The following is a 26,996-nucleotide window of genomic DNA, read 5'->3' as shown; positions in this document are numbered from 1 at the left end:
TGGCGGAGAGTCGGACGACGTCCCGTGAAAGGCGACAGGTGGTGAAACGGTGAGCGAGCGGACTCGGGATACGGCGACGGGTGCGCCGAGCGACTGTCTCCCCGACCTGGCGGGACCGGATGCGGGACTGCCGCGCGTGCTCGAACGCTTCGAGTTCGCCGCCCATCAGGATCCATCTGCGGCGTGGGACGCCTTCACCCGTACCTGGAACTGGGCGGCGCCGCTCGCCATCGCGCTGCCCGTCACCGCCGACGGAGCCGGCCCGGCCGCCCGGGCCGTACCGGGTGGTTTCTCACTCTCGGGCAGGTGGCGCCCGTCCGGGGACGAACAGTCCGGCTGGGTCGCCCTGCCCGTCCCCACGGAGGGGCGGCAGGGACATTCGGGCACGGAGGAGGGCGCACGGAACCTCTTCGTCCTTCCGGAGCGGACACTGCCGCGTGCCCTGTCGGGCGGGAGTGGTGACCCGAGACACGCGGCCACGTTCGAACTGACCGACGTCTTCGTGGCAGCCGGGCTCGCCACGCGTACCGCTGGAACCGCCCTCCGGGCGGAGGACACGCTCTTCTTCCGCACCGCCGTCACGGCGATGGCGCTCGGCTCGGCCCGCAGGGTCACCGACGCGCTGACAGGGCTCGCGCCGGACGCCCGGGCCGATGCGAGTACGGCGCCGCTGTCACCGACCGCTTCGGCGGTCGAGCTGGCCGCCGTACTGCACGACGAGCGAACGGCTCTGGCCGCGGCGCTGCGGGACCTGCCGCGCAGCGGACGAACGGCCCCCTCGGCCTCCGAGGAGGCCGAGGTGACTCATCTGACACGGGTCGGCCCCATGGTCCGCCATGTCGTCGTCGCCGCGTACGAAAGGGGACTCCCGTCGGCCGGGCACCACGAGGGACAGTCGTTGGTGCGCACGGTCGAGGACACTGCACCGATACTTCAGTGCATGAGGTTCGCAGTGGAGACACTGCCGCCGCTCGGCAAGACCACCACGCGGAAGGCGCAACACGGTGACGAACGTCGCATATCAGGGTGAACCAGGGTCCAATTCCTCGACCGTCGCTCGAACGCTGTACCCGACGGGCAGCGAGCTTCCCTTCACGGCGTTCGATCAGGCCCTCGATGCCGTCACGCTGGGTGCCGCCGACGTCGCTGTGATCCCGGTGGACAACTCCGCGGCAGGGCGCGTCGCCGACGTGCACCACCTTCTGCCGGAGTCCGGGCTGTTCATCGTCGCCGAGCACTTCCTGCCCATCCGCTTCGACCTCATGGCCGTTCCGGGCGCATCGCTCGATCAGGTGGAAACCGTACGCAGCCATGTGCACGCGCTGGGCCAGTGCCGGAAGGTACTGCGCGAGGGTGGCTGGCGCACCCTCGTCTGCGACGACACGGCCGGCGCGGCACGCGAGGTGGCGGAGCTGGGCGATCCGCGGCACGCGGCCCTCGCCCCGCCCGCTGCGGCAGGGCTGTTCGACCTGGTGACGCTCCGGGCCGGAGTGGAGGACGATCCCGACAACACCACGCGCTTCGTCGTGCTCTCCCGGGAATCCGTCACACCCCCGTTCACGGGCGAGCCGACGATGACGAGCCTGTTCTTCTGCGTGCGGAACATCCCGAGCGCCCTGTACAAGGCGCTCGGTGGATTCGCCAGCAGCGCAGTCAACCTCACCAAGATCGAGAGCTACCAGATGGGCGCCGGCCTCAATGCCAGCCGGTTCTACGCCGAGATCGAGGGACACCCCGACGAACCGCGGGTCGAACTCGCCCTCCAGGAGTTGGGCTTCTTCTCGACCGAGGTGCGCATCCTCGGCGTGTACCCCGCCCACCCGCACCGGCTGAACGGACGTTCCGGCTGAGCTGCCGCGGGGGGCGACGCGAGGCGTCCGGTCCGCCGGGTGCGCCGCTCTGCGGTGCGAGCCGGAGTGCCGCCCGCACCGCGGCTCATTCGCCGAGAAGCATCTTGCTGAACGGCGTCGGGTCGGCGTACGGATCTTCGATGACCGGCGTATCCCGGCGGTGCACCTCACGTGCGAGTTCGCCGCCCGCTCGTGCGATCCGGTCCATCAGTGTCGCCTGCGAGTCATCCCCGCTGCCCCAGTCCTCCGGCGCGGCGAACACACCGGTGGGCATCACGACCGCATGCAGGTACGTGAACATGGGCCGCAGCGCGTGGTCGAGCACCAGCGAGTGCCTGCCGGTTCCGCCGGTGGCCGCGATCAGGACGGGCTTGTCCACCAGTGCCTGGTCGTCGAGGCTGTCGAAGAACATCTTGAACAGGCCGTTGTACGAGGCGGTGAACGTGGGCGTCACCGTGATCAGGCCGTCCGAACGCGCGATGGTGTCGAACACCGACGCCAGTTCGGTGGACGGCTGACCGGTCAGGAGGTGGTTCACCACGTCATGGGCGTGGGAGCGCACCTCCACGAACTCGAGCTCGACCTGATCGCCGAGGAGTTCGAGCTCCGTGCGTGCCGTGTCGGCGATCCTGTCGGCCAGCATCCGGGTCGACGACGGCAGCCGCAGTCCGGCGGAGACGATGACCAGTGTGCGCTTCATCGGGCGATCGCCTCGGAGCGCGCGTCCTGTGCCTGTGCCGCCTTGAGGGACGCGTGGGTCGGGGCGTCCGGAATGTGCGCCGGACGGTCCGCGGCGAACTCCTTCCGCAGCACCGGCAGGATCTCTCCCAGCATCTCGATCTGCTGAAGCACGGTCTTGCGGGGCACGCCGATGCCGTCCACGTTGAAGAGCTGCCTCTGGTAGGAGCCGCCGGCGAGCTCCTTGTAGGCGAGGACCCGCTCGATCACCTCCTGCGGGCTCCCGACCACGACGGCGGTCCGCTCCTTCGTCTCCTCCAGCGAGGGGCCTCCGCCGTACGCCTGTGAGTTGTCGAAGTAGGGACGGAACTTGCTCATCGCGTCCTGCGACGTCTTCCCGATGAAGAGCTGGGCCGCCAGTCCGACGGTCGCCTGATCGGCGGGGCCGTGCCCGTAGTGCTCGAAACGTCGCCGGTAGAGGCCGACCAGCTGCTGGACGTGTTCCTTCGGCCAGAAGATGTTGTTGTGGAAGAAGCCGTCGCCGTAGTAGGCGGCCTGTTCGGCGATCTCCGGTGAGCGGATGGACGCGTGCCAGACGAACGGCGGGATGCCGTCCAGGGGGCGCGGGGTCGAGGTGAAGGACTGCAGAGGGGTGCGGAACTTCCCTTCCCAGTCGACGACGTCCTCGCGCCACAGCTTGTGCAGGAGGGCGTAGTTCTCGACTGCGAGCGGGATGCCCTGCCGGATGTCCTTGCCGAACCAGGGGTAGACCGGTCCGGTGTTGCCGCGGCCCATCATCAGGTCGACGCGGCCGTCGGCCAGGTGCTGGAGCATGGCGTAGTCCTCCGCGATCTTCACCGGGTCGTTGGTGGTGATCAGCGTGGTGGACGTCGACAGCAGGATTCGGCTGGTCCGCGCGGCGATGAATCCGAGGATCGTGGTGGGTGACGACGGGACGAACGGCCGGTTGTGATGCTCGCCGAGTGCGAAGACGTCCAGGCCGACCTCCTCCGCGAGCTGTGCGTACTCCGTCAGCGCCTTGATCCGTTCGTGCTCCGAGGGAGTCTGCCCGGACAGCGGGTCACGAGCGATGTCCCCGACGCCGAATATTCCGAAGTGCATGGTGATCAACCTGCCTATCAATCCGAATTGAGATTCTTGCGGTCGAAGGACGGCGGTGGGCCGCCGTCCTCGGTCACGCCAGGCGGGGCGGGAAGCCCGGTACCGGCGCTGTGTCGTGCCGCACGGGCGTGCGGGTGAAGCCGGGCCGTTCGTGGCCTGCCGGGCGTGCCGGACGTCCACGCGACACGGGGGCCGGACACGTCGGTCGCGTCCGGCTCACCCGCCTGGGAGCAACTTCGAGAGGGCGCCGATCTTCCGTCCGACGGATCAAGCTCGAACAAATTCATTGCTGTGCGTAGCAATGATATCCATCAATGCTTTACCGTGCAAGTAAAGCCCTCGTGGTCGTGCCCAGCCCGTTGCCGCTCCGTCCCACCCCGCGAACGGTGCGGCGCGTGGGCGCGCTGCCGACGCGGACTTTCCGCGCCGTCGATGGCTCTATTCCTGATGGTTCTGTCGCAACGAGATCAGCTCCGGGACGCGGTCAAGAGTGATGCCGAAGTGCTCGTGGTACGCCGCTACGGCGGACTCGTCCGACAGGTCCACCTGCTTCTGTCCCTCGGCGTCCGTGATCAGCAGTGTCCGTCCGCTCAGGGTGATGCGGCCGGACTCGGTGGGCAGGGAGCAGATCAGCGACTGGGTGAAGTGCGCTTGGGGCGAGGTCGAGTGCCACAAGCAGGCCGTCGCGAACTCCGGGAGTGCGCGGGGGCGGGTTTCGACGCGGTATTGCAGTGCGCCGTCCCGGAACACATCCAGATCGCCGTCGGGCGTGTCCTCGATACGGAAGACGCCGCCGGGTCCGTGCTGCTCTCCCCGGTCGTCCAGGCGCAGCGGGAACTCGATCTGGCGCCCGAAGCCCACGTCCACGAGCCAGGGCTGGGGGGCGTCCACACGCAGGGCGAGGTGGTCGAAAGGCGGTCCGAAGCCATCGCCTATGAAGACACGTGCGGAGAGCAGGCTGACGCGGTAGCCCAGGCTGGTCAGCAGCGCCGCGAAGGCGCCGTTCGACTCGTAGCAGATTCCGCCGCGCCGCCCCACGGTGATCTTGTCCACCAGGGATCGCGGGTCGAGAGTGATCTGCTCGCCGAGGTGCACGCTCAGGTTCTCGAACGGCACCGTGTGCACGTGGCGGTACTGCAACTCGCGCAGATGCTCGGCGTCCGGCTGTGCCGGGCGAGCGGCGCCGATGCGTTCGAGGTAGGCGGCGACGCGGTCCTGGTCGATGTGCAGTTCGCTCGCGGAGCCGGCGTCGGCCTTGTCCGGCCCGGGCCGGTCGTCGATCCGTGAATCGGTCACGCTTTGTTCTCCTTGCGGGGTGCGGGGTGCGGGGTGCGGGGTGCGGGGTGTGTCAGGTGGCAGACCGGTCTGGGGCCGAGGCGTGCGGGCCCGCCGGTGTCGGTAAGGGCCGGTGTCGGTTTCGCAGCCGCCGGAGCGCGGTCCGGTGCCCAAGGGCGTGAGTGAAGCCGTCCATGTCCCTTTCGGGGGCGGGGCCTTCGGGGCGGCCGTTGTCCGTGGAGTGATAATTGACGCAACAAGCATCCTACTGTAATTTGCTCGGCAAGTCCGCTGCTTGTGGTGAGCGGAACTGCCTCTGCCGACCAGTCCGCACGGGGCGGCGCCGGTATGTGGAGAATTCGCACGTGGGTGCGCCGAGCGGAGCGTCCTTCCCTGCTGCCGCATCTCCCTCACGCCGCACGGTCGGCGGGGTGAGGCGGTGGCCCTCGTCGGTCGTGGCGCTCCGTCGCCCCTCGCGCTCCTGCGTCGTGCGTGCGCGCGGCAGCCCGTGCTGCCGAGCAGCGACCGGCAGACGCATACGGCGACTGATGCCTGTCGGTTCGATTCGTCCAGATCCGGAGATGACCCATGGCTTTGCACCGCCTCACCGACATCACCCTCGGGGTGCCGAACGTCGAAGAAACCGTCGAGTACTACACGGCGTTCGGGCTCATCCCCGAGCCGTCGGACAACGAGAACGAGCACTGGTTCGGCACCGTTGACGGTGGCCGGCGTCAGCTGCGAATCGTCCATGCGCCGATCCGGCGACTGCTGGCGCTCGGAGTCGGCGCCGATGACCGTGACGACCTCGGCCGCATAGAGAGCTCGCTCCGGCGGAGCGACACCGCCGTCACCGTCGAGGGCGATCAGCTGCGAACCAGGGAGCCGGTCACGGGGCTCACCGTCAACGTGACCGTCGCACCGCACATCGAGCAGCAGTCCACGCCTGCGGGACCGTTCAACACGCCGGGCACCATCGGGCGGCCCAACGCCCGTGCGGCTTCCCTCCTGAGGTCGGGCCCGGTGCGACCGAGGAAGCTCGGGCACATCTCCCTGGGGTCGACGGACGTCGCGACCACGCAGCGGTTCTTCACGGAGGACATCGGCTTCAAGGTGAGCGACGAGGTCAAGGACTTCGGAGCCTTCATGCGTTGCTCCTCCGATCACCACAACCTGGCCGTCCAGGCGGCTCCTGTGCCCTTCATGCACCACAGTTCGTGGGAGGTCGACGACGTCGACGAGATCGGTCGCGGAGCCGAGTCCCTGCTTGCGGACCACCCGGAGCGGCACACCTGGGGCCTCGGCCGCCACTGGGTGGGGGCGAACTACTTCTACTACTTCCGTGATCCGGCCGGAAACCTCAGCGAGTACTACTCCGACATGGACCAGATCACCGACGACGAACTCTGGAATCCCGGCGTCTTCGACCTTCAGGCGGGCAACTTCTGGGGTCCGCCGCTCCCGCCGTCGATGATCGAGCCCGAGGACCTTGCCGAACTGATGGCCGGACTTCACTGAGCGCGGGCAGACTCTGCCCCGACCGGCCGGGGTCCTGACCGTCAGCGAGGGCGGCGTCCGGTCAGGGCCTGCCAGGCGTCCTTGGCGTCTTCGAGAGCCGCTCTCGCCTTGGGGAGTTCGGGGCGGTTCTCGTGGCGCAAGCGGATCTCCTGACGTGCTGCCTGTGCCGCCCTCACAGGTCCGGTATCGGTCCTGGCCCGCACCAGCTCGGCCTCGAGCTTGCGGATGGCGCCACCGCGCCCGTCCAGACGGCGGGCGGCCTTCACGGAGGCGTTCTGCAGCCGGGTTCCGAATCGGCGGACCGTGTCCTCGGGGTACTCCTTTGCGCCGTAGCGCTCCACGAGTTCGTGCCCGTCCGGCTCCGTCAGGTACACGTACCACGTCTTGCCCGACCGTGCGCGCTCGAGCCGGACCCGCAGTCCGGCCAGCGGTATCTCGGCATGGCCGACGAGCACCGCGTGCTCATGGAGGACGATCCGGCCCAACTGCTCCAGGCGGCGCCCGCGCTTCGGGGTGCGCAGCTGCCGCAGCGCGGCCTCGGTCCTGACTATGCGTCGCCGGTACGCCCGCTCGGCCCGCTCCGCCCTGAGCCACGCCCGCCCCCTCTCGCGCAAGGCCGCACTTCTCAGCCCCCGTACGAGTTCGCGTGCTCCGGCCAGGTTCTTGCGGTCGCTGCGGTACTTCCGCTGAAACGCGTACGCGGGAGCGCCCGGGTACCGGAGCGCGCGCCAGATCCCCCACCCCGCGCAGGAGGCCGTCACCACGACGGCCCACCAGATCACAGCCATGGACTGCCCGCCCTTCGTCCACCATGTGCATGCCCCGCTGCCGCCAAGATCAGCCCTGTGGCCGTGCCCCGCGAGGCCGGCTCGGGCGGCACCGGGCGCCATGACCCGGGAGCGGCATCCCGCGCGGCGCCGGTGAGCGAATCGCGTGGCAGGCGACCTGAGCGGCGGCGGCAGGCGCGCGGCGGTCCGGACGGGGCCCCGGGGGGGCTGCCTGTGCGGTGCGGGTCCGAGTGCGCCAGGGGTGGGCGTGAGGCATCGGAGTCCCAGTCGGCGACTCAGGAGACACCTGTGAGACACCCGGAGCGGAGGAGGCACGTGTGTTGCCCCACCGGGGAGTGCCTCCTCAGGATTCAGAAGAGAGCCGAGAGCGGACCTGTCGGACAGCGCGTTCGGCGATTTCCAAGAAAGTGCTTGATTGGCATAGTTTCTTCGGTAGGGGAAGCACACGACGCGCTTCCCTGTCTGCCCATGGTTTACGAACTCACAGGAGTCGAAGTGCCGCCCCAACCAAAGCCGAAGGATCCGGCGCTGCTGGACGGAGCATCGTCACGGTTCGCGGACGCGTTCACTCGGCGCACCACGCAGCTGCGCGGAGGTGGTAATCCTGGCCCGAAACCGTGGACGTGGGCTGCCGGTGCGGCCGCGCTGACGGCCTGCGTGATCCTGATCGTATTCGCGGTTGCCAAGCTCCCCTCCGGTGACAGCAAGAAGGACGAGGCCTCGGCCTCCGTCTCGCCGACTGCTGCCGGTTCCTCCCCGTCCGTCGCCCCGCGCGGCTCCACACCCACAGCGGGCCAGTTCGGCGGTGTCCAGGCCACCGGGCCCGGTGCCGTACCTCCGGGAAGTGCGAAGCTGATCGCGGGAACGGCGGGTGGTGCGGGTGCGGCAGGCAAGTCCCGCACGTCTGCCGGCTCCGCCGCACTCAGCACTCCCGGCGGTTCCGGCGCGTCAGGCGGATCGGGCGGCCAGGCTCCGGCTGCTCCTGCCGCCGGCACGGGGTCCGGCTCCCAGTCCGGCGGTACGACCGGCGGATCCGGGCAGTCGACGGGCAGCTCTCCGAAGGCGAAGACCGTCACCTACTCCGGTGTTTCCGTCTCCAGCCACGACAGCGGTCGCTGCATCGCTGCCACCGGGGCTGCCAGTGGTACGGCCCGCGACGGTACCCGGCTGGAGATCTGGGACTGCGGTGGCGGGTCATGGCAGAAGATCGACTTCCGTTCCGACGGCACCGCCAGGATGTTCGGGCTGTGCATGGACCTGGCCGGCGCGAACCAGGGCAACGGGACTCCCATTCAGCTCGCCACGTGCAATGGCGGCTGGGCCCAGAAGTTCAAGCTCAACGGCTCGCACGACCTGGTGAACACAGCGATCGGCAAGTGCGTCGACGTCACCGACGAGAACACCTCCAACGGAACCAAGCTCCAGCTGTGGGACTGTTCCGGCACCGACAACCAGAAGTGGACCAAGCGCTGAGCGAGACCGGGTACAGGGGCGCAGGCGCGCCCGTACCGTCTCCCCGGTGACTCCGCCTCAGCCGTTCGACGAACCTCGGTCTCCCGCACCGGGTATACCCCCCACCTGATCGGAACACGGACATGGATCTTGACGACGACGGCCTCGGCCTCCGGAAACTGCTCGACAGCACCCTGCAGCTCCAGGAGGACCTGGCCCGCGCCCAGGAGGAGCTGCGCTCGCTGAGGGCGGAGGGGACCGCGGGCGGCGGTGCGGTCAAGGCGACGCTCGACGGCAAGGGTGCGCTGGCGGGTCTGGTGATCTCACCGGCCGTGGCCGACCCGGGCAATGCCCGGGGTCTTGCCGACCTCGTCGTCTCCGCCGTCCGGGACGCCCAGCAGGCGCTGGCCGACCGTCATGAGGAGCGGCTCCTTCCGGCTCTCGACTCCCTCCGGACGGAGCTGCGGGACATCTCCGGCTGACACGCTTCCCGCAGCACCGGGGCCCGGCGGAACGGTTGAACAACCGTTCCGGCCGGGCCCCCGCGTCTTCCTGGGGTACCGACAGATGACGTGCGTCAGGTCACTGTCGAGATCGAGTCCACAGAAGCGGTCCCCGCCGCCGAGTCCCGAAGGCGGATCTGCCCGCTTCCAGCCGTCGCTGCTCCAGCTGTTGAGCCTGCTCCGCCACCGGGCCGTCCCACAGGCGCTTGGCCCGCGCGACGAGTTCCTTCTCGCTCTCGGCGAGCGAGGCGTCGGACACTCCGCCACGCGTCCCGGCGCCCTCCTCGCCCGCGACGGCCGCCCTCGGCGTCGAGGCCCGGCTCCGGTACGTCGCGGCCATGGCTGCGGCCTGCTCACTCAGCTGCTGGACAACCCGCCGACGCAGCTCGTTCTTGGTCGTGGCCGCGTACGTCCGGGCCCGTTCGACCAGGGTGTCGAGCAGTTCGACAGGCCCTTCCGCTTCGTGATCGCCCGTACGCCGGTAGTCGTTCAACAGCCCGTCGAGGTAGGCCACTCGGGAGAGAGACCGCAGCTCCGCCCCTGCGGCGCCGGTGCTCTCTCAAGGAAGGTGGCCGGGTCCAGGAGGTCGACCGGCTCAGGCACGGCGGGGCCGGCCTCCGCCGCACCCGCTGTCTGCAGGGCATCCTGTTCGTCCTCTACGACGACACAGCCCGGCAACACCTGTCTCTGGAGCTGAGGTTCGTCTCGGGGCAGACGCGCTGGCGCCGCCTGGCCCGGTGGTGGAAGGGGTCTTCGACCGGCTCCACCGGGTCCTGTTTGCGGAGCTGAACGCGGCCGGCGAACTCGACTGGTCACGAGCCTGCGTGGATGGTTCCCACATCCGCGCGAAAAGGGGGCGCCGACACCGGCCCGTCGCCGGTCGGCCGGAGGATAGCGGGCAGTGAACACCACCTGGTCTGCGACGGACGCGGCACCCCATCTCCCTTGCTCGTGCAGGCTCTTGGTCCGGCCGGTTCGCCCACATGTCCGGGATCCGCTGGTCGGCGCGAGAAGAGTCTCAGGCAGCTCCTTCGGGCCAGGACGGCACCGTCGTTCCCGGCAACGGCGCCGGTGTGTGGTGTCGGTGAGGGCCGCCAGGGCGGCTATGTCTGCGCGCACGGAATCCGTCAACACAATGAAGGTGGGCGGGTGTTGACGTGGCGATCATGGGGCAGTCATGATCGAGGGGATCCGAAGACCCGGTGGAGGCAGTCTTCAGGCCTCTCCGCTGAAGAATGTATCCCGTGACGAAGTAGCGCAGCTGTAGATCAGTCAAAATATGTGTCTGCGATCCAGTCAGATCTGATCGCTCCGTGGCACAGAGCGAGCTCGCTCGATGTGGGCTGCGATGCAAGCGGAAGCGACACTCTCCGACTGGGTGGTGGCATCCGAATTGCCCGAGTACCCCCCCCCCGCTATACCTGTGTTCCTCTTAGAACAAGGAGCTCTTCTGTGACCAGATTTCGCCGTATTGGTCTTACCCTCGCAGCGGTTGCTGCGCTGACCTTCACGCCCGTGCTGCCGGCCCAGGCGGCGCCCACCGCTTACCAGTGTGATGCCGGACGCGACAAGGACGGTGTTCTGGTCGTCTTCCGGGACCGTGACTACGGAGGTGAGTGCCGGGCGTGGAGTGATCCTCGGTACGGTGACTTGGCGTGGACCGGAATGAACGACGACATATCCTCTCTCAAGAACCGGACGCCCTACACCCTTTGCTTCTACTCCGAGGCGAATAATCAGGGGGCGGTGTTCCAGATCCACGCATGGGAGTGGTGGTACAACATCCCGTCCTGGATTGACAACCAGATATCCTCCTTCGACTATTGCTGAGAGCTCGTAACGCGATCTTGTCGAAGTGTGCCGGTGGGGCATTGCCGGTGTGACGATTCAGCCGTTTATGCCCCCGAGCGGCTGGCGTCGCGCCGGTTACCGCCACGGGGCGCAGCCCGTCGTCGGCCGCGAGGACCTGGTCGTTGCCCGGGGCTCTGTGCGCCCATGGGATCGAAACGTGCTGGGCGCCGGAGCAGCGGCCCAGGTCACTCACCGGCTGCTCCGACACCCTTGGCCAGGGCGGCCGTCACACGACGTGCTTCAGGTCCGCCCCCAGTGTCAGATCGCAGAAGTTTGTCGTGCTGGCACCGGTTTCCCCGAGCCGCACGTCTCGTTTGATCAGCATGCCCCGAGGATCGAGATCGATCGACCTCACCTGCCCGGACGCGGTGAGCGGAGCCTGCGTCTCGAGACCCGTCTCATGTTCCAGCCAGCGAACAGTGCCCCCCAGATTCCATGCCCACAGCTGACTGCCCGGTGCCACGCCCATGACCAGTGACCGGGCGCCGGGGCCCGCGGTCTTCAGCAGCCTCTCCAACTGCTGTGCTTCGTCCGGAACCGGCCCAGCCCAGGCCCGCTTGGCGAAAGCGATCCGATCCCGGTACCCGAGCGGCCGGAAGAGGTGCCCGATCCGCGTACCCACCTCAGGGTCGAGCTCGCCCTCTTCGCTGACCGGCAGACTCGCGGTGAGACCGTTCGGGACGTCGATGCTCAGCCGGCCCTCCCGGCCGGGAACGCTGAGGTGCACTCTGACCTCGAAGTCGACCAAGGCCTGACGCCTGGCCGACTCCGCGTTCGTCTCGATCGTCTCCGAGATCCCGTGCTCGACCTTGTGGTCGGCCGCCTGTCCGGCGTCGAGAGCCGAACGAGCCAGCACCGCCACGTCGTCGACACCTCCGCCCGAGTTCGGACCGAGTCCCCGCACGACCCCGTCGATACGCACGAGGCCGGCTTCCCGGTCCTCGTCCACCTGCCGGTATTTCCGGTTCTTGGCCGTATGGGCGGCCTCCGGCCGCCAACGGGCGGAGATCAGGTCGAAGCCGACGGTGACCGTCCGTCCGGCGACCGGAACCTCGTAGGTGTGTGCCAGCAGCCGGTCGATCCCGACGCGCATGGCGGTCGTTCCGGTCGCCTGTGCGTAGGCCCACCCCGCGCTGGTTCCCGTACCGACGGCGACAACGTCCCGGCCGGTGCCCAGGGGATCGCTCTGCCGCCGTCCACCAGTGAACGCCACCGACTTCGCCCACTGCTCGACCACGGTCGCGGCGGGTATGTCCCACGGCTGCATCCCTGAGACGGCGGTTTCCGCCTCGGACGTCCTCGGCTCCTGCGCCGGCACCCACGCGGGGTCCCAGCGAGAGTTCCGGCCGGTGGTCTCCTGGTGGAGCGGCCCCGTGTCATGGCTCTTCGCCGGCACCGTCAGGAGGCGTGGTGTCAGAATCCTGACCTTGCCGGACAGGGTGTCGGCGGCTGCCTCGGCTGCGTCGAAGACATCCTTCCGCGGGGTGCCGTCCGCATCCAGGAGGCCGGCGATGAAGTGCAGGTCGTCGTCACTGTCGAGGGGGACGCGCGACGGGCTGAGCGGTTCGTGCTGATGGGGGTGGACTTCCGCGTCGTCGGCGCTGTGCGCAGGAGGGTTGACACGCCCCTGACCATGCAAGCCATCGACGACCTCGAGAGCGGGGGCCCGTTCCTCGCCCTTGGCAGACTGCGCTTCGACCGCACTGTCCGCCGCGCCGTACCGCTGCCCCGGCGCAGTCGTCGTCGCGTGCGGATCCGTTTGCTTCGGCTCTGTCGCCCGGACCAGTGCCTCCCACGCCTCCTCGGCGGAGACAGGCGACGACTGGGCACCGTAGCGACTCTCCGCATAGTGCGCGAGAGCTTGAAGAGCCTTCTCGTCAGGCATCCAGTCGTGTGCCCCGAATGTGGCTCCATGTATTCGGATCAGCGAATCACCGACCTGCGAGGCTCTGCGCCCGAGTGTTTCCCTGCCTGCGAGTGAGCTCTTGAAGATGCGCTCGACCGCTTGTTCCTTCAGGCTTCGGTCGTGATCGCCACGAAGGCTTTTCACGAAGGTATCGGCGACCCGCTTCAAGTAGGAGTCGTCGCCTATCTTCTGGAGGAGGAAGCGGTAGCGGGGAGTGATTTCACCGTCGAGTCCGTGAGCCGCGCTGTCGATCGCTGTCACGTTGCCCGGAATACCTTCGGCGTGGTACATGATATTTCCGAGGTTGGGTGTATGGATCCGGTCCGGGTTCCCCAGAAAAGCATCGGCGATGATGATTCTACCGATATTGTCAAGCGACTCGTGGTCCCTCAGGAGTGCTGCGATGTCATGGGAAGGTGACTCTGTGAGTGTCTTTCCGGAGATCAAATTCATCACCATGACATGACGCACTGTCTGCAGTTTCCGATCGATGCTGTCAGCCGTGCCATCCGCCTGCGCCTGTCGCAGGATCAGATCGACGACAGCTCGGCCTGACTTCGAATCCTTCGCATAGGCTGCGGATTCAGGAGTCACCGCCGCCCCGACGGCAGCCATGAACTTGTCAGCGAACATCGCATGAGAAGTCTCGGTGGCCAACTTGACGGCGACGCCGTTTCCGTGACGGTCGGAGACGAAATAGACACCGTCGACGCCCGCGCGGGACATCTTGACCCGGACATCCTGTGGCCACCGCTCGGGTGGGGTTACATGCCGGAGTCCGACACGTCCTTCCTGGGCCGCGTCCAGTTCGACGGAGATTCGCTCACCAAGGAGTTCCACCCACTGCCTGCGTGTGTTGGTGGCACTGCTTTCGTGCAGCCAATCGGCGATGGCTGAGGTGACATTCTGCAGTTCCCGGATGTTCCTCGTGATGTCCCCAGGTGCGATACGTCCACCTGTTTCCCAACTGTGCAAAGCCGCATCGATGCGTTGCGTCTTGGCCGATCTCGATCCCCAGGAGCGTGCGGTCACCCGAGGCCATTCGGCGATGATGTCGCCGATCTCAGCACCCATCGCGGTTGCGCTGGGCGTAATCGCGCCGCCTTCCAGCCGGGGCCATTCCCCCGACACCCAACGGCTCGCAATGTGCTCGGCCCATGCGTGCAGGGGGTACCGCCGCTTGTACGTGCCGGCCACCGAGGCGTGCAGGTCCGCGACCTCCTGCTCGCTCGGCCTTCCCTTCGCCCCCGTCGGATCCATCCTGCCCAACGCAAGCAGCACGTCCACGTACAGGAGACCCGTGTCAGCGGAACTCTGCTCCTCGGGTGAGGAGGGCTTGTCCGGCGCCGTCTCCTGGGAGCCCGCCACCGCGAGTTGCTGATCCCCGACGCTGCCACGCGCCGCGGAGGCCAGTACCTCCGATCTCCCGTGCATCGGCTTCGCCCACGATGCCCTGGCCGTCACCTCGGTACCGGCCTCGCCGGCCAGGACGTGGGCCGGCCGGAGGACGGAGGTGTCGAGCGGTGTCGGGAGCGCGAAAGACTGGTGCGGGGTAAGACCCAGGGGCGTGACCGGGGAGTCCAGCTTGAGGTACTCCAGGGTCTGGGTGAGCGGGGAGGGCTGGTCCTCTCCTCTCGGATGCATGTCGATGTCGAAGAGGGCTCGTCGGCGCAGTACGTCGGCGGGGACGTTGCGCGAGGGCATCGACCCTTCGGGGAACGCACGCCCTCTGTTGTGGTGCGTGATGACGAACCGACTGGCGTCGAGGGCGACGCCGGTGTGGTCGTCGGCCTGGCCCTGCAGCATGTCGAGGCTGCTCCGGAGTTCCTGCCGGAACATGTCGCTCAGAGCGTTGATGCGTCTGTCGGCCTGCTTGCGCGCGCGTTGCTCACGGAACGGGACGAGGCCGGACGGTGAGCCGTTTCCGCCGGCCGACACCTGGACCGTCGGGAGCGCGCGGCCGTGACGGAAGTTCCAGAGACCGACGCGGGCGACCCGGTGTGCGACGGACCTGACCTTCCGCCGGTCCTCCTCGGTGACCTGGCTGTCGCCGGGACCGAATCCGATCCAGCGCGAGGTCTCGGCGATGTCGCCGTGGGCTCCGACCACCACTCCGGTGAGCGGATTGACCACGATCCCGGGTCGGTCCTTCTCCAGCATTCCTGCCAGCTGGTCGTGGAACGTCGCATGGTGCCTGCTGACGAATCTCATGTGCCACAGATTCCCGGGGGCGGTCAGGTGGCCAGTCTTGGCCGAGAACGCGCGAAGCTTCCGGTCGGCATCCTTGGTGGCGGAGTGCACGGCCTCCGTCGCCAGGTCCACCGCTCGCTGTTCCCGTGGCATTCTGCTCTGTGCTGTGGTGAGTGCGGCCTTCGCGTCGCGCAGCCCGATCAACGCAACTGTTGCGTCGAGTCCGGCAGCCGCCAGAGCCTCTTCCTGTTTCGAGCCGGGCTCCCTGCGCCGGTCGCCGTAAGCCTTCTCCAGCGCCTCCAGGTTGTCCCCGAGCGTTTCCAGATTCCGCTCGATGGCCTGTGCGAAGGCCCGGCGGGTAACGCCCTGACGGTTGTAGTTCTCGAGAGTCACCTGCGTCATCCCGTCCTCGCTGCCGAGGACGACCGCCGCGTAGTGGTAGCCGAACGGGTTGGTGATCGGGTGGAACGCCCCTGCGTGGTCCTCGAGCTCGAACCCACCGTCCGTTCCCGAGTGGCCGATGGACTGGGACAGGTATGCCTCACCGACCTGAGCCCATGCCCGTTCGTTGACGCCGATCTGCGAGGCAATGTTCCAAAGGGCCTGTCGCTCTGCCTGATAAGGCTGGGCGGGCCCGAGGTACGCGCCGTAGGTCCGCCCGGGAAGAGGCGTCCTCGGGTCTGCGAGGTCCTCCGGTCTGACGGTCTTCCGCGCGGCCCACGAGACGTCAGGCGTGGTCGCGGACAGTCGTCCGCCGTCCGCCACATCGGCGACGGCCTGTGCGAGGTAGTGCATCTCGCTGACCTTCAGACCGTCGGTCGCGCGCATGGGGCCGAGGCCGGTGCGGCCACTGCCGTCGCGGTAGACAAGCTGGTCCGGTATGCCACCGATCAGGGCACCGGCCAGGTCGCGGCAGACATCGTTGGGCTTCGCGACGAACTCCGGCTTGACCGGGTGGAGAGTGCGCTCTCTGCCGTTGTGTGTGAACGTCAGCACCACACTCGTGTCCAAGGCGAGCGTCATAGCGCTGTCTGCCTGCTTGAGCGCCATGGACGCGTGTGCGACAGCCTTCTGGGTGGCGAACGCCTCCTGTACCTCGCCCCTCGTGCTCATCGCGAGCGTGCCGTCGGCGGACACGTGCAGATCCGGGTGTTCGTCGGCGACCACGCCCTGAACCACGGTCACCAGGCCGGGCGAGCCCCCGGCCTGCTGTCCCGTACTCTTCGCCGCCTGGTCGTCCGAGAAGAGCATGGGGGTGACCCGACTGAAGACCGCCTCGGCAGGTGCGCCGTCCTTCCGCTCGATCACGTAGTCACGGACGATCCTGGGCCGGTCGTCGAGCACCAGGCGGGCAGGGCGCCGTCGGCGGGTGTCAGGGGTCGCGGAGAGGGCGGCGGGCCCGGCAGTCGTGCCGGACTCGTGCCGCAGGTCTCCCGCACGCATCCCGGCGTTGCCGTGCAGATCCGTCCGTGGGGCGCCCTGCTTGTTCAGAGACCCAGCCGTGAACTGCAGCTGCGGGAGGTCCTCGTGTACGTCTGTGCCGGTCGAGGCCGACGGGGATTCACGCACCGTCCGCACCGATTCCGGGACTGTGGTCGTCCGAGTGGCCGATGGCGCGAGTACACCAGGCGCCGGAGTGGTCGCGGGTGCCTGCGCCAGGTGGACGGTGGCTGTGGCTGTGGCTGTGGCTGTGGCTGTGGCTGTGCGGGGCGTGAACGTGGTGAAGACCCCCGCTTCGGCCGCCTGCGAGTAGACGGTGAGCAGCGTCGTCCCATCGGACGCGGACGTCTTTATGGCCACTTCACCGTTCGGCGCGTGAACGGTGACACCGAGCTCGTCCGCGAGCTGTTGGGCCATGCTCTGCTTGCCCGTCAATCCAGCCTCGCAGATGGCCAGTACGACCTCCACAGGCTGGTTCGAGAGTTTCGAGAAGACGGGATCGTGACGCAGGATGCGACTCAGTCCGTGCGCGTCCACGATCTTCCGCTTACCGGAGAGCAGATAGGACTTGGCCTTGTCGTACTCGCCGTGAGCAGTGACGTAGAAGACAGCCCGGTCGCTGCCGCTCCAGGGCGCCGGTTGCTTGTGCGAGGTGGGTGCGCCGGGTTGCATGGAGTAGTAATGACCCTGCGCGCCCTGATAGTCCGCCCAGAGTGCCCGGCGCAAGGCCCAGTCCTCGGCGTTGTGAAGACTCAGAACGCCCGTGGTCACGCCGTCTCCAGCCCGGTTGAGGCGCAGCCTGCTGATGTCGCGGTTGCTCAGCTCGTCGACGAGGGCGTCGCCCGGCGCATCAGGATTTGCCGGAACCCTGAGGTCACCCCTGTTGCGCTCGCCCGGCAGCAGCTTGCCGAGCTTGTCGGCGAAGAACTGACGCACACCTCGGCCGGCTTCTCCCAGCCCGCTCTCCGTCAGCACCGGGTCCATCGCGGCGGTGCCGCCGGCCGGCTCCTTCCAGACGTCCCACCCCGGAACACCGTCCTGACGGAACACCCCGAACACGTCCCGCATGTCCGTGAGCACCCCGGCCAGCCCGTCGGGCCGGGACGAGGAGACGACCGAGCCCCAGGCGCCCTGGGCGTCCAGTGCCCCGACGCTCAGATGCAGGCTGTCGAGGCGGATGTGCCCGCCGGACGCCGGGGGGGAGGCACGGTGCAGGGACATGGGGTCCGCCCTGTGCTCCTCGACCGGCTCCCGCGCGACCGAGGAGACGAGCGGGGACTCGACGTTCTTCCCGGCCGCGACCTGTACGACGCCGTCCACCAGGCTGACGCTCTGCTGGTCCTGCATGTGCCCGGCGACGACAACGCCCTGCTGGCGTGCGGAGAGTTGACGGAAGGACGACCCGAAGAGGTCGCCGAGCTCCTTGTGGACCCGCAGAATGTCGGAGCTCCTGGGGTAGACGATCGTCTGCTCCTGCCGCAGCAGACTCTCGGTGGCGGCGCTCACCATCCTTGACGTGCTGTGGTTCAGGGCTCGGCCGACCTCTGCCGCCTGTGCACTCAGAGGCAGGTCCGAGAGGGAAGCGGGCCGCTGCTGCAGAAGTTCCTGGTAGGCGGTCTCGATCTCGGGGCGGCTGAACTCGTAGGAAGAATGGGAGTTGAGCCAGTCACGGACGGCGCGTGGCAGGTCCACAGACCTCGGCTCGGGCCTCGGTTCGGACCGCACCGGCACCTGCTCCGGCGCAACCGTCGACGCGTCGCGCACTCCGGTGTGGGACGGAGCGGACACCTGGCCTCGGCTCGTGGTGCCGGGAGCACCGGCGCTGTCGCGCCCCACCGTGACCTGCGTCTGCTGCGGGCCGGCCGGCGATTCCACATCGGAGCGGGCCGGGCCTCCGTACGTCTCGGCCTCGGCACGGCCTTCCCTCGGCAGAGGTGTGGGCCCGGCGTCGCCCGCGGCCGGGTCGATGGCCGGTGTATCAGCACCCGCGGGAGCCTTCCCGCCGGTCCCCGTGGCGACGTCGCCGTCCGTCGCCGGTCCGGTCACGTCGTCGCGCCGGGCTGAGAAGACCGGCCGTGTGTCCTCTCTCCGCAGATCGTCGAGAACGAACTGGAAGCCGTCGTCGTGCGCCGACTCGTGCGCGAGCCAGAGATCCGACCTGTGCTCAGCGGAGCCATACAACTCGTCGTACTTCAGGACCCGTTCGGTGCGGAAGTCGTTGCCCAGCCTGGACAGGGTGTCCTCGTGGAGCTGGAACGCCTCCACGCTGTCCGGGTGGCCCACGATCGAGTGGAACTCGAACGCGGCGTCGGACACCACACCTTGCAGCTCGACCTCGTGGCGGATGGTGCGGGGCAGAGGTGCCCGTACGTCGCTGCGTTTCGCGGTCCACGCCGCGCCGATGGCGTCCGGAGAGGTGAGTCCGCTTGCGTGCATGTCGGAGAAGTGGTCACCGGCGATGTCGCGCACGCCGTCGAGGTACTCGCCCACGACACGCTGCCGGCCGGCCTCACCCATGGTGTTGGCCAGGGCCTCGTCCAGTTCGGACAGGTGATAGTCCGCGTAGTCGGTCTCCTCCGACAGTTTGGAGCGGATGAACCTCTCCCGCTCGATCCGGTTCGGGAGGTCGTCGACGGCACGGGTCGTCGCTTCGTCCCACAGCCTGTTGGGCGTGCCGTCGCCGAAGCCGTTCTCGTAGATGATGTCGTTCTGGGTGCGCAGATCGCGCTGGAACTCCCGGCGTATCCGCGACACGAAGTCCTCGCTGAGGGCGCCGTACCCGTCAGGACCTTCCGCCTGCCGATTGACGACTTCGTCGAACTCCCGCTCCGTCGACACCTGGATGCGGCGCTCCCTGACCGCGATGGCATCGAGTTCGCCCCCCATCCCGCTCGTGACCCCGTCGAGCTGGTGCTTCGTCGAAGGAGGCAGCGTGGTCAGCTGCTCGTCGTTGAGGAAGTGGCCGAAGACCTCGTTGAACACCTCCATCTTCCCGATGAAGTACTGCTCGACCTGATTGAAGTCACCGGACTTGTCGCGGAAGTGGTCGACGGTGGCGTCCGAGCGGCTCTTGTACTCGACGAAGACGTCGACGTCCGGAACTCCGGTCGCGCCTTTTCCGGACTCGGGCCTGACGATCGGCCCGTCACGGCCTTCCGCCGGGAGGCCGTAGACCCTGGTGTCGTCCCTCACATACGTGTTGAGCCTGGTGTCGTACGTGTAGTCCAGAGGAGCGGAATCGAACTCGTTGAGTTCCTTCCTGTAGTCGAGACCGCTGGTCCGGAAGTCCGAGACCTCTGCCTTGAAGCGCGAGATGAAGCGCTCAGCCTGATCGGCCCACACGAGGTACTTGTGCGCCTTGTTTCCGGCGTCCCGCACGATGCCGTTCAGCGCCTCCGTGGACACGAATCCGGACTTCTCGATCTCGCCACGGAAAGCCTGCGTGATGTCGCGGCGCCACTTCCACCGGGCGTGGTTCGCCGCGTGACCGTCCCGGGACACGTCGGTGACACCGAACACGTCCTGCCCGCCGAACCGGTCGTACCCCTTCTGCCACGCGGCTTCGAGTTCCTCGGCGCGCAGTTCCAGGCGGGCCTCCGCCTCAACGAGTGGCGTGTTCTGCTTGACTTGGTCCTTGGAGAATGCGGTCCACTGCTGCGACTTGGCGGCATCTCCGGCGTGGGGTGCGGGCGCGTCCGCCGGATGCTGGTGGGTGGCGCCGCCGACAGCGTCGTCGTGAACGGGCGGAGCACCGGCGTCCGCGGCCGGGTGGCTTCCGGTGCCGTGTGCCGTCGAGTCGTCCGCCCTGGAGGAACGGACGTGGGTTTCCGCCCGGGAGGTCCGGGCATGGGGCGCCGTGTCACCCGCTCCGGTCTCCGTGCCGTGAACCGTGGAGTCGCCCGCCTCGCCGGCCGGCCGGCCCGAGCCGGGGGAGTGCTGCTCGGCGCCCCGCGATTCGGGGGTCCGAGCTCCGTAGGAGCCCTGGTCGCGCGTCGGGGCGCCGACAGCTTCCGTCTCCGCGGACGTCTGCGAGCCGGCGGCGGAACCGTCCGGCTCCGTGTGCTCGCTTGCGTGCGCCACCTGGTTCCGGTCGCCGACGGCGGACTTCGCGCCCGGCGTGGGGTCGGGTGTGCCTGATCCCGCCGTGACACGGTTCCGGCCGCCGCCCGTGGCCTCCGTGGTGGCGGTGCCGCGCGTGCTCCGAGGTGCGTCTTGGGCCGGGCGGCTCGCGCCAGAGGTGTGCGGGCCGCTCGTCCCGCGTGTGTTCTGCGGTGCTTCGTGGGCGGGGCGCGCCCCGCCGGATGCCTCCGGGGTGACAGGCCTGGTGGTGGCTCCCGGGACGGTCTGCGCCGGGCCTCGGTCTCCGGGCACTACCGCGGAATCCGCGTGGGTGCGTGGCCCGCCGGTGCCTTCGAGGGTTCCTGGACCCCGGCCCGGAGTCGCTGCGCCCCCGACGCCCGCGCTCGCCGCGCCGTGGGTGGACGTGGGCGCACCGCTGGATCCGATGGTGTGCCCTCCGCCCGGGCCGACTGCGTGGGACGTGGCGGTGTTCGGAGGCGGCGTCGCGGTCCCACCTGCCTGAGCAGTCCCGGTGGTCGCTGGGGGCACCTCGCTCCGTACGCCGGGTCCTCCGGTGGTGACTCCCTTGCCACCCGCGCCGGTCTCGTGCGACGCCGTCGGACCCACGTCGGTCCTGCCCTGCCCGTCGCCCACGCTGCGGGGAGGCCCGTCGAGGTGGGCCTGCGGCGTTCCGGACGTGGGGGCGACGTTGCCCCCGACCTGGTTCGGCGGCGCCTGTTCGCTCGCGCCGACCATGACCTGTTTGCCGGGGCCGGTCGGCATGGTGACACCCGGGCCCGCGTTTCCGGGTCGGCCGGTACCGGTGGTCTGGCCGGGAGTGCTCCCGGAGGGCAGCACGTTCCCCGGCAACGCCGTGGCTCCGCCGTTGCCCGCGTCGGTGCGCGGAGCGCCGGTCTGCGGGCTCGGAGCGCCCGAGCTCGTCGGCGGCATATGGTTCGCCTCGATCACCGAGTTCATGTTGAACGGGGTGAGGCTCACCGGGGAGGGGATCGGCGTGTGGACGCTCGTCGACGTATTGGGGAGAGAGATGTTCGCGGGGGTCGGAGTGGTGGGCGTGGGCGACGGGACATCGACCAGTCCCTTGCCCGTGGTGGTGCGCGGCTCCAGGAAGTGCTCGTCGATACCGCCCATACCAGCGCCCATCCACACGCCCAGGCCCATGTTGATGCCCTCGCCCTGCCAGTCGATCGTGACCGGAGCGTGGACAGTCGCTGACCCCAGAACGTCGGCGAGCAAGTCGGTGCCGAGTGTCAGGGCCGCATTGAGAACCGAGTCGGCGGTGAAGGCGGCCGCACGGCCGATCGCGGCGGCTGCCGCCGCGAGCTTGGAGATGCTCGCGATGATGCTCTCCACGATTTCGCCGACTACGGTGGCGATGCGGCTCAGCAGAGGGGCGATGCCGAACGAGGCGATGCCCAGAACCATGCCGAAGACCGTGGTGAGCGCCTCGATCAGATGGGCCCGGTTGATCTCCTTGATCGTCTTCTGCAGCTCGTCCGCATAGCTGATGATCGCCTTGCCGATCTCCTGGGCGACGTAGCCCGCTTCCCAGATGGCGTGCCAGATGTTGTGGTCGGCCACTCCGTTCCAGACCAGCTGTGCCGCGCGGCCCGCCTTACCGGTCCACCCGCCGGCCATGGACTGCACACTTCCGTGCATCGTCCCCAGGTACTCATGAAGTCGCACACCGTCGCTGATCCACATGTTGCCGAGTTCGCGGATCTGCGAGTCGTCGAAATGAGCTGGCATGGCGTTGGTTCCTCACAGGTGGGCGGCCCTCAGGTGGGCCGCCCACGGGTCATGGGATCGGGCGTGGAAAACGGCGGTCGCGGCACGGGGGAGACCGGCCCTACTCCTCTGCGCTGTCGTGGACCATCTGGACGAGGCCAGCACCGCTGCGGCGGGACACGAGGATGCCGCGGCCGGGCGGCAGACGCCGTGCCCGCTGGTCCCCGAGCACGGCTCCTTCGCGGGGATCACCGGACAGGATCAGGCCGGCGGAGCCGAGTTCCCGGATCCGGCCCGCCACCGGATCGGCGAACGAGCGGCCCATCCCGCCGCTTCTTCGGGCGAGCACCACATGGAGCCCGATCTCGGCCGCCTGGGGAAGGTAGTCGCTCAGCACCGCCAGCGGCCCCCGTCCGGTCGCGCCGCTGCCGGCAACCAGGTCGTAGTCGTCCACGACGACGTACAGCTCCGGCCCGGCCCACCAGTCGCGCTTCTTCAGTTCGCGTGGCGTGATCCCCGCAGGCGGCATCCGCTCCTTGAGCTTCTCCACGACCTGCTGCAGATAGGCGGTCGAGGAATCGGGGTCCCCCGCCACCGCGCCGATGTAGTCCTCGGGTACGGCACCCAGCAGCCCCCGCCGGTAGTCGACGACGATGAATCGCAGGTCCCAGGCCGAGTGCCGCTGCGTCATCGCGCGCATCCATGACCGCAGGAACGACGTCTTGCCGGAGCCCGAGTCGCCGTACACCAAGAAGTGCGGTCCATCGGCCGCGAGGTCGAGGACCGCGGGCTTCAGGTCGAAGTCCCGGATTCCGATCGGCACCGCGCTCGCGGGGAGTGCGGCCGCCCCGCCCGGGAGGGCAGCACAGGCCTCTCCCAGATCCTCGGGCGTGACGAGATCGGCGAGGACCCGCAGCGGTGGCGCGACCGGGCCCGTCCAGCCGGCGACGAGTCGGTCCACCAGCGCCTCCTGTGCCTTGCTGAGGCCATCGGTCGACGCCATGCCGTCCAGGCGGGGGAGAGCCGCGTGGAAGACGTTGCCGGGAGCCACGATGCCTCGCCCCGGCAGGAACGCACGCAACTGCCGGGCCAGAGGCCGGGAGATCTCCGACTCGGCGGGTTCCGTGAGCCGGAGCTCGAGCCGGCCCGTGATGGTGTCGCGCAGGTTGGCACGCAGTTCCGCCCAGCGGTTGGCGGTCAGCACGAGGTGGATGCCCACACCGAGGCCGCGCACCGCGATATCGGGCACGACCTGCTCGGCGTCCTCCACGGCCGTCCGCAGGCCTGCCCAGTTGTCGATGACGAGGACGATGTCGGCGGCATTGACACCGTCGGGCAGCGCGCCCTCGTCGCGGAGCCGGCGGAAGTCCGCCGCGGAGTCGATGCGCAGTTCCTGGAAGAGCTGTTCCCTGTCGTCGGTCAGCTGTCGCACCACGGACAGCGCGCGTCCGGTGCGGGCCTCGTCGTGCCGGTTCGTGATGCCCGCCACGTGCGGCGCACGCTCCAGGCCGGCGAGACTTCCGCCGCCGTAATCGATGCCGAGGAACTGCAGTTCGTGAGGGGTGTGCGTGAGCATGGCGCTCGTCATCAGAGAACGCAGCAGGGTGCTCTTGCCGGACTGCGCCCCGCCCACCACGATCAGGTTGCCCTGCTGTCCGGACAGGTCGAGGAGCATGGCGCGCTGTTCCTGCCGACTGGGCAGGTCCACCACACCGATCGGGAAGGAGAGGTTGCCGCCGTCCGGCCAGAGCTGGGAGTGGAAGCCGCGCTCCTTGTCGGTGGTGACCGGGCCCAGCATCGAGTCCAGCTCGATCCCCGAGGGCAGAGGCGGCAGCCAAACCTGGTGCACGGAATTGCCGTGCGCCCTCACCTGCTCCACCGCCACCTGCATCTCGGTGCGCTGACCGGGCAGTGGCCTGGCGAGTGTCACGGAGGTCTCGGCCTCGTCGTTGTCCTCCGCCCGGGCCTCCTCCGCCGTCCGCAGCGTGAACGGCACCGGGACGGGCCGCGGTCCGGTCACCGGGGCTCGCTCGTCGTCCTCCTGATAAGCGCCGGAGATGTGGGCGACACGGAAGCGCTCGTACACGGACTCGTCGACCTTGAGATAGGCGGATCCGGGTATGGACGGAAGGCGGTAGGCGTCGGGCGTCCCGATCACGGCCCGGCTCTCCTGGGCGCTGAAGGTGCGCAGGCAGATCCGGTACGAAAGGTGCGATTCCAGACCGCGCAGACGCCCTTCGTCCAGGCGCTGGGTGGCCAGCAGCAGGTGCATGCCGAGGCTTCGTCCGACCCGCCCGATCTGGACGAAGAGCTCGATGAAGTCACCTCGCTGGGCGAGGAGTTCGCCGAACTCGTCCACGACGATCATCAGGTACGGCATCGGCTCCAGCGGCCTGCCGTCGACATCGGTTCCGCCTGCCTCCTGCAGGATCTGGTACTCCCGGACGGAGTCCACGTTGCCGGCCCTGCGCAGCATCTGCTGACGCCGCTGCTGCTCGCCCTGGAGAGCAGTACGGACCCTGTCGACCATCGCCAGGTCGTCGGCGAGATTGGTGATCAGACCCGCCACGTGGGGCAGTTCGGTCACGCCGGCGAAGGTGGCGCCGCCCTTGAAGTCGACCAGGACGAAGCTGAGATGCTCAGGGGCGTGTGTCATCGTCAGACCCGTGACAAGGGTGCGCAGCAGTTCGCTCTTACCCGAGCCCGTCGCGCCGACGACGAGGCCGTGCGGGCCGATGCCACCGAGCGCGGATTCCTTGAGATCGAGGACGAGAGGGGTGCCGTCGCCCGTGAAGCCGATCGGCAGCCGCAGCAGAGCTTCGTCCTCGGGCTTGCGCCACAGGTCGGTGGGGTCGAACGAACCGAGGTCGCTCACACCGAGCATCTCGGGCAGCGCGACGGCACGTGCGAGGACCTGTTCCTGCTCGCCCGAGAGCCGCAGCGGAGCCAGCGCCCTGGCCACCTGTTCGCCGAGCCGCCGCGGTGGCACGTCGGCAACCGCGTCCTCCACTGTCTGCACCAGCCCGGGGTGCCGCGTTTCCAGTCGGAGATTTCCGTCGGCGTCGACCCGGGCCCGCGCGTCGACCCTGCCCGGTTCCTCACTCTCCTTGCCCACCAGACAGACGACGTGGACACCGGAGTCGGGGCCGGCCTCTGCCAACAGGTCGGACACGAGCGGCAGACGCGCCCACTCGGCGTCCGGACGGAACCCGTCCAGGACGACCACGAGATGCTTCGACGCCCTCGCCTCCCGGCGCAGACCGAGCGAGACCGCGCGCTCGGCGCGCTCCTCACGAAGCCGGTCCACCTGGGACTGGAGGAGGTCGGCGATGCCGTCGAGGCTGTCCGCGACCATGGGGACGAGGTCCGTCCGTCCCGGCTGACGCGCGTGCGGCAGCCACTTCACCCACCCCCAGGAGTGGTCCTCGCCCGGAGTGAGGGCGGCGATCTGGACGTCGTCGGGAGCGTGGAGCACCGCGAGCTGCATCAGCAGCGAACCGGCGAGTTCGGCGGTGCGGTTCTCCGGACCGAGAAGACTGAGGACACCGGTGTTCGCCAGGTCGACCCAGGCAGGCTGGAGGGTGACAGACTCGAAGTCCTTGGAGAGCCGTTCCGCCCGACGCTGAGACTCGGGGTCGTGTTCCGTCGTCGGATCGCTGTGCCTGCTCAGCGTGATGCGCATGGCCGGCTGCCCCCGGCCGATGCCGAGCCTGAGCTTCAGGAAGTCGGCATCAGAGGGCCGGCGCTCCCAGACGCGTCGCGGACCGGTGGTGGCGATCGCCCACAGCCGCTGCGGGCCCGGGTGGACGAAGGCGTTGACCGCGCGCTGGGCCGCGGCCGACTTCCTCGCCTGCCCTCGGATGTCTGCGAGGTACTCCACGTACCGGTCGCGCTGACGGTACTGAGTACGCCGGCTGGCGTTCTTGGTCTGCGTTCGTACCAGGACCATGACCCCGACGGAGATGACGACGAAGCCGATGCCAAGCATGATCATCCACGTCTTGCCGAAGGTGACCATGTAGGCGGCCATGCTGACACTGCTGAGCAGTGGCAGCAGCATGTACAGCCATGTCTGGGCCTGATTCTGTGCGGCCTTCTGTGGCGGGGCCGCCAGTGCGACCTGCTGCTCCGGGACCGAGGGCGGAAACGTTCTCGCCGGGCGGTGGAAGTCTTTCCTGGTCATTTAGTTCGGGAAATCCTGAGTGATGGGGAATTCGGATCCGGTGTGATCGACGGGGCCGGTGCCGCCGTCGCCGGAGGGTACGGCGAGCTCGTTCGAGAAATTGTCGAAGGCTGCTTCCAGTTCGAGTTCGACATGACTGAAACCGACAGCCGTACCCGTAACTCCGCCGGCCATGGCAGGCAATACACCCGTGGGTCCGTCCTTCTGGCCGAACATCTGCGTCATCACCCGTATCCAGCGCTCGCCGAAAAGGTGCGCCTCCTCGGCGCTGGGCGCCACCCACCCCAGCGTCAGATCGGCGACCGTATTGTTGATGCGGATGATTGCCTCACCCATCTCATTGGCGAGTGTCAGCATTCTTTCGCCCTCGGCGCCGAGGGGCCCGGGATCGACCTTCAAGGTGCTGACGTCGTAGTCCGCGTTGTCGGGCAT

Annotated in this window: 14 protein-coding genes; 6 read left to right on the top strand and 8 right to left on the bottom strand. The window is 68.5% G+C overall.

What is annotated here, in order from left to right:
- Window positions 1-49 precede the first annotated feature (49 nt).
- Both OG206_RS01335 and OG206_RS01330 read left to right on the top strand, forming a co-directional pair.
- Window positions 50-1,030 (top strand): hypothetical protein, encoded by a 981-nt coding sequence (locus tag OG206_RS01335; RefSeq protein WP_327111265.1) that lies wholly within the window; start codon window positions 50-52, stop codon window positions 1,028-1,030.
- Entirely contained in the window at window positions 1,005-1,850 is an 846-nt protein-coding gene (locus tag OG206_RS01330) for a prephenate dehydratase (protein WP_327111263.1), read from the top strand. The genes OG206_RS01335 and OG206_RS01330 overlap by 26 nt, the downstream gene beginning before the upstream one ends.
- Window positions 1,851-1,935: 85 nt before the next feature.
- Here OG206_RS01330 and OG206_RS01325 read toward each other — a convergent pair whose 3' ends face one another.
- The 3 genes from OG206_RS01325 to OG206_RS01315 form a co-directional block, all read right to left on the bottom strand.
- Window positions 1,936-2,550 (bottom strand): FMN reductase, encoded by a 615-nt coding sequence (locus OG206_RS01325; RefSeq protein WP_327111261.1) that lies wholly within the window; start codon window positions 2,548-2,550, stop codon window positions 1,936-1,938.
- Window positions 2,547-3,650 carry a CE1758 family FMN-dependent luciferase-like monooxygenase gene (locus OG206_RS01320; RefSeq protein ID WP_327111259.1) on the bottom strand — a complete coding sequence of 368 codons (1,104 nt, stop codon included), beginning with the start codon at window positions 3,648-3,650 and terminating at the stop codon, window positions 2,547-2,549. Before OG206_RS01320 ends, OG206_RS01325 begins: the two co-directional genes overlap by 4 nt.
- Window positions 3,651-4,088: 438 nt before the next feature.
- The gene (locus OG206_RS01315; RefSeq protein ID WP_327111257.1) at window positions 4,089-4,946 is read right to left on the bottom strand and encodes an arylamine N-acetyltransferase family protein; all 858 of its coding nucleotides are present in this window, start codon (window positions 4,944-4,946) and stop codon (window positions 4,089-4,091) included.
- Window positions 4,947-5,513: 567 nt separating this feature from the next.
- On the opposite strand from OG206_RS01315, the gene OG206_RS01310 reads away from it, so the two are divergent.
- On the top strand, window positions 5,514-6,443 hold the full coding sequence (locus tag OG206_RS01310) for a VOC family protein (protein ID WP_327111255.1): 930 nt from the start codon (window positions 5,514-5,516) through the stop codon (window positions 6,441-6,443).
- A 41-nt stretch (window positions 6,444-6,484) separates the two neighbouring features.
- Here the strand turns inward: OG206_RS01310 and OG206_RS01305 are convergent, their stop codons facing one another.
- Window positions 6,485-7,231, bottom strand: a complete 747-nt coding sequence (locus OG206_RS01305; RefSeq protein ID WP_327111253.1) for a hypothetical protein — start codon at window positions 7,229-7,231, stop codon at window positions 6,485-6,487.
- 495 nt (window positions 7,232-7,726) lie between these two features.
- Here OG206_RS01305 and OG206_RS01300 point away from each other — a divergent pair, with 495 nt between their 5' ends.
- Both OG206_RS01300 and OG206_RS01295 read left to right on the top strand, forming a co-directional pair.
- The gene (locus tag OG206_RS01300; protein ID WP_327111251.1) at window positions 7,727-8,704 is read left to right on the top strand and encodes an RICIN domain-containing protein; all 978 of its coding nucleotides are present in this window, start codon (window positions 7,727-7,729) and stop codon (window positions 8,702-8,704) included.
- A gap of 122 nt (window positions 8,705-8,826) precedes the next feature.
- Window positions 8,827-9,165, top strand: a complete 339-nt coding sequence (locus tag OG206_RS01295) for a YbaB/EbfC family nucleoid-associated protein (protein WP_327111249.1) — start codon at window positions 8,827-8,829, stop codon at window positions 9,163-9,165.
- Window positions 9,166-9,265: 100 nt separating this feature from the next.
- Here OG206_RS01295 and OG206_RS01290 read toward each other — a convergent pair whose 3' ends face one another.
- Window positions 9,266-9,700 (bottom strand): hypothetical protein, encoded by a 435-nt coding sequence (locus OG206_RS01290; RefSeq protein ID WP_327111247.1) that lies wholly within the window; start codon window positions 9,698-9,700, stop codon window positions 9,266-9,268.
- A gap of 938 nt (window positions 9,701-10,638) precedes the next feature.
- On the opposite strand from OG206_RS01290, the gene OG206_RS01280 reads away from it, so the two are divergent.
- Window positions 10,639-11,016: a peptidase inhibitor family I36 protein gene (locus tag OG206_RS01280; protein WP_327111245.1), complete on the top strand. Its 378-nt coding sequence runs from the start codon at window positions 10,639-10,641 to the stop codon at window positions 11,014-11,016.
- A 247-nt stretch (window positions 11,017-11,263) separates the two neighbouring features.
- Here OG206_RS01280 and OG206_RS01275 read toward each other — a convergent pair whose 3' ends face one another.
- From OG206_RS01275 to OG206_RS01265, 3 genes are all read right to left on the bottom strand, one after another.
- Window positions 11,264-22,402: a hypothetical protein gene (locus tag OG206_RS01275; RefSeq protein ID WP_327111243.1), complete on the bottom strand. Its 11,139-nt coding sequence runs from the start codon at window positions 22,400-22,402 to the stop codon at window positions 11,264-11,266.
- A 100-nt stretch (window positions 22,403-22,502) separates the two neighbouring features.
- The gene (gene eccCa / locus OG206_RS01270) at window positions 22,503-26,564 is read right to left on the bottom strand and encodes a type VII secretion protein EccCa (protein ID WP_327111241.1); all 4,062 of its coding nucleotides are present in this window, start codon (window positions 26,562-26,564) and stop codon (window positions 22,503-22,505) included.
- On the bottom strand, window positions 26,565-26,996 hold the full coding sequence (locus OG206_RS01265) for a hypothetical protein (protein ID WP_327111239.1): 432 nt from the start codon (window positions 26,994-26,996) through the stop codon (window positions 26,565-26,567).

It is taken from the genome of Streptomyces sp. NBC_01341 (assembly GCF_035946055.1).
Taxonomy (GTDB): Bacteria; Actinomycetota; Actinomycetes; order Streptomycetales; family Streptomycetaceae; genus Streptomyces.
The sequence above is the reverse complement of the archived record's forward strand: the minus strand, read 5'-3'. Positions and strand labels throughout refer to the sequence as shown.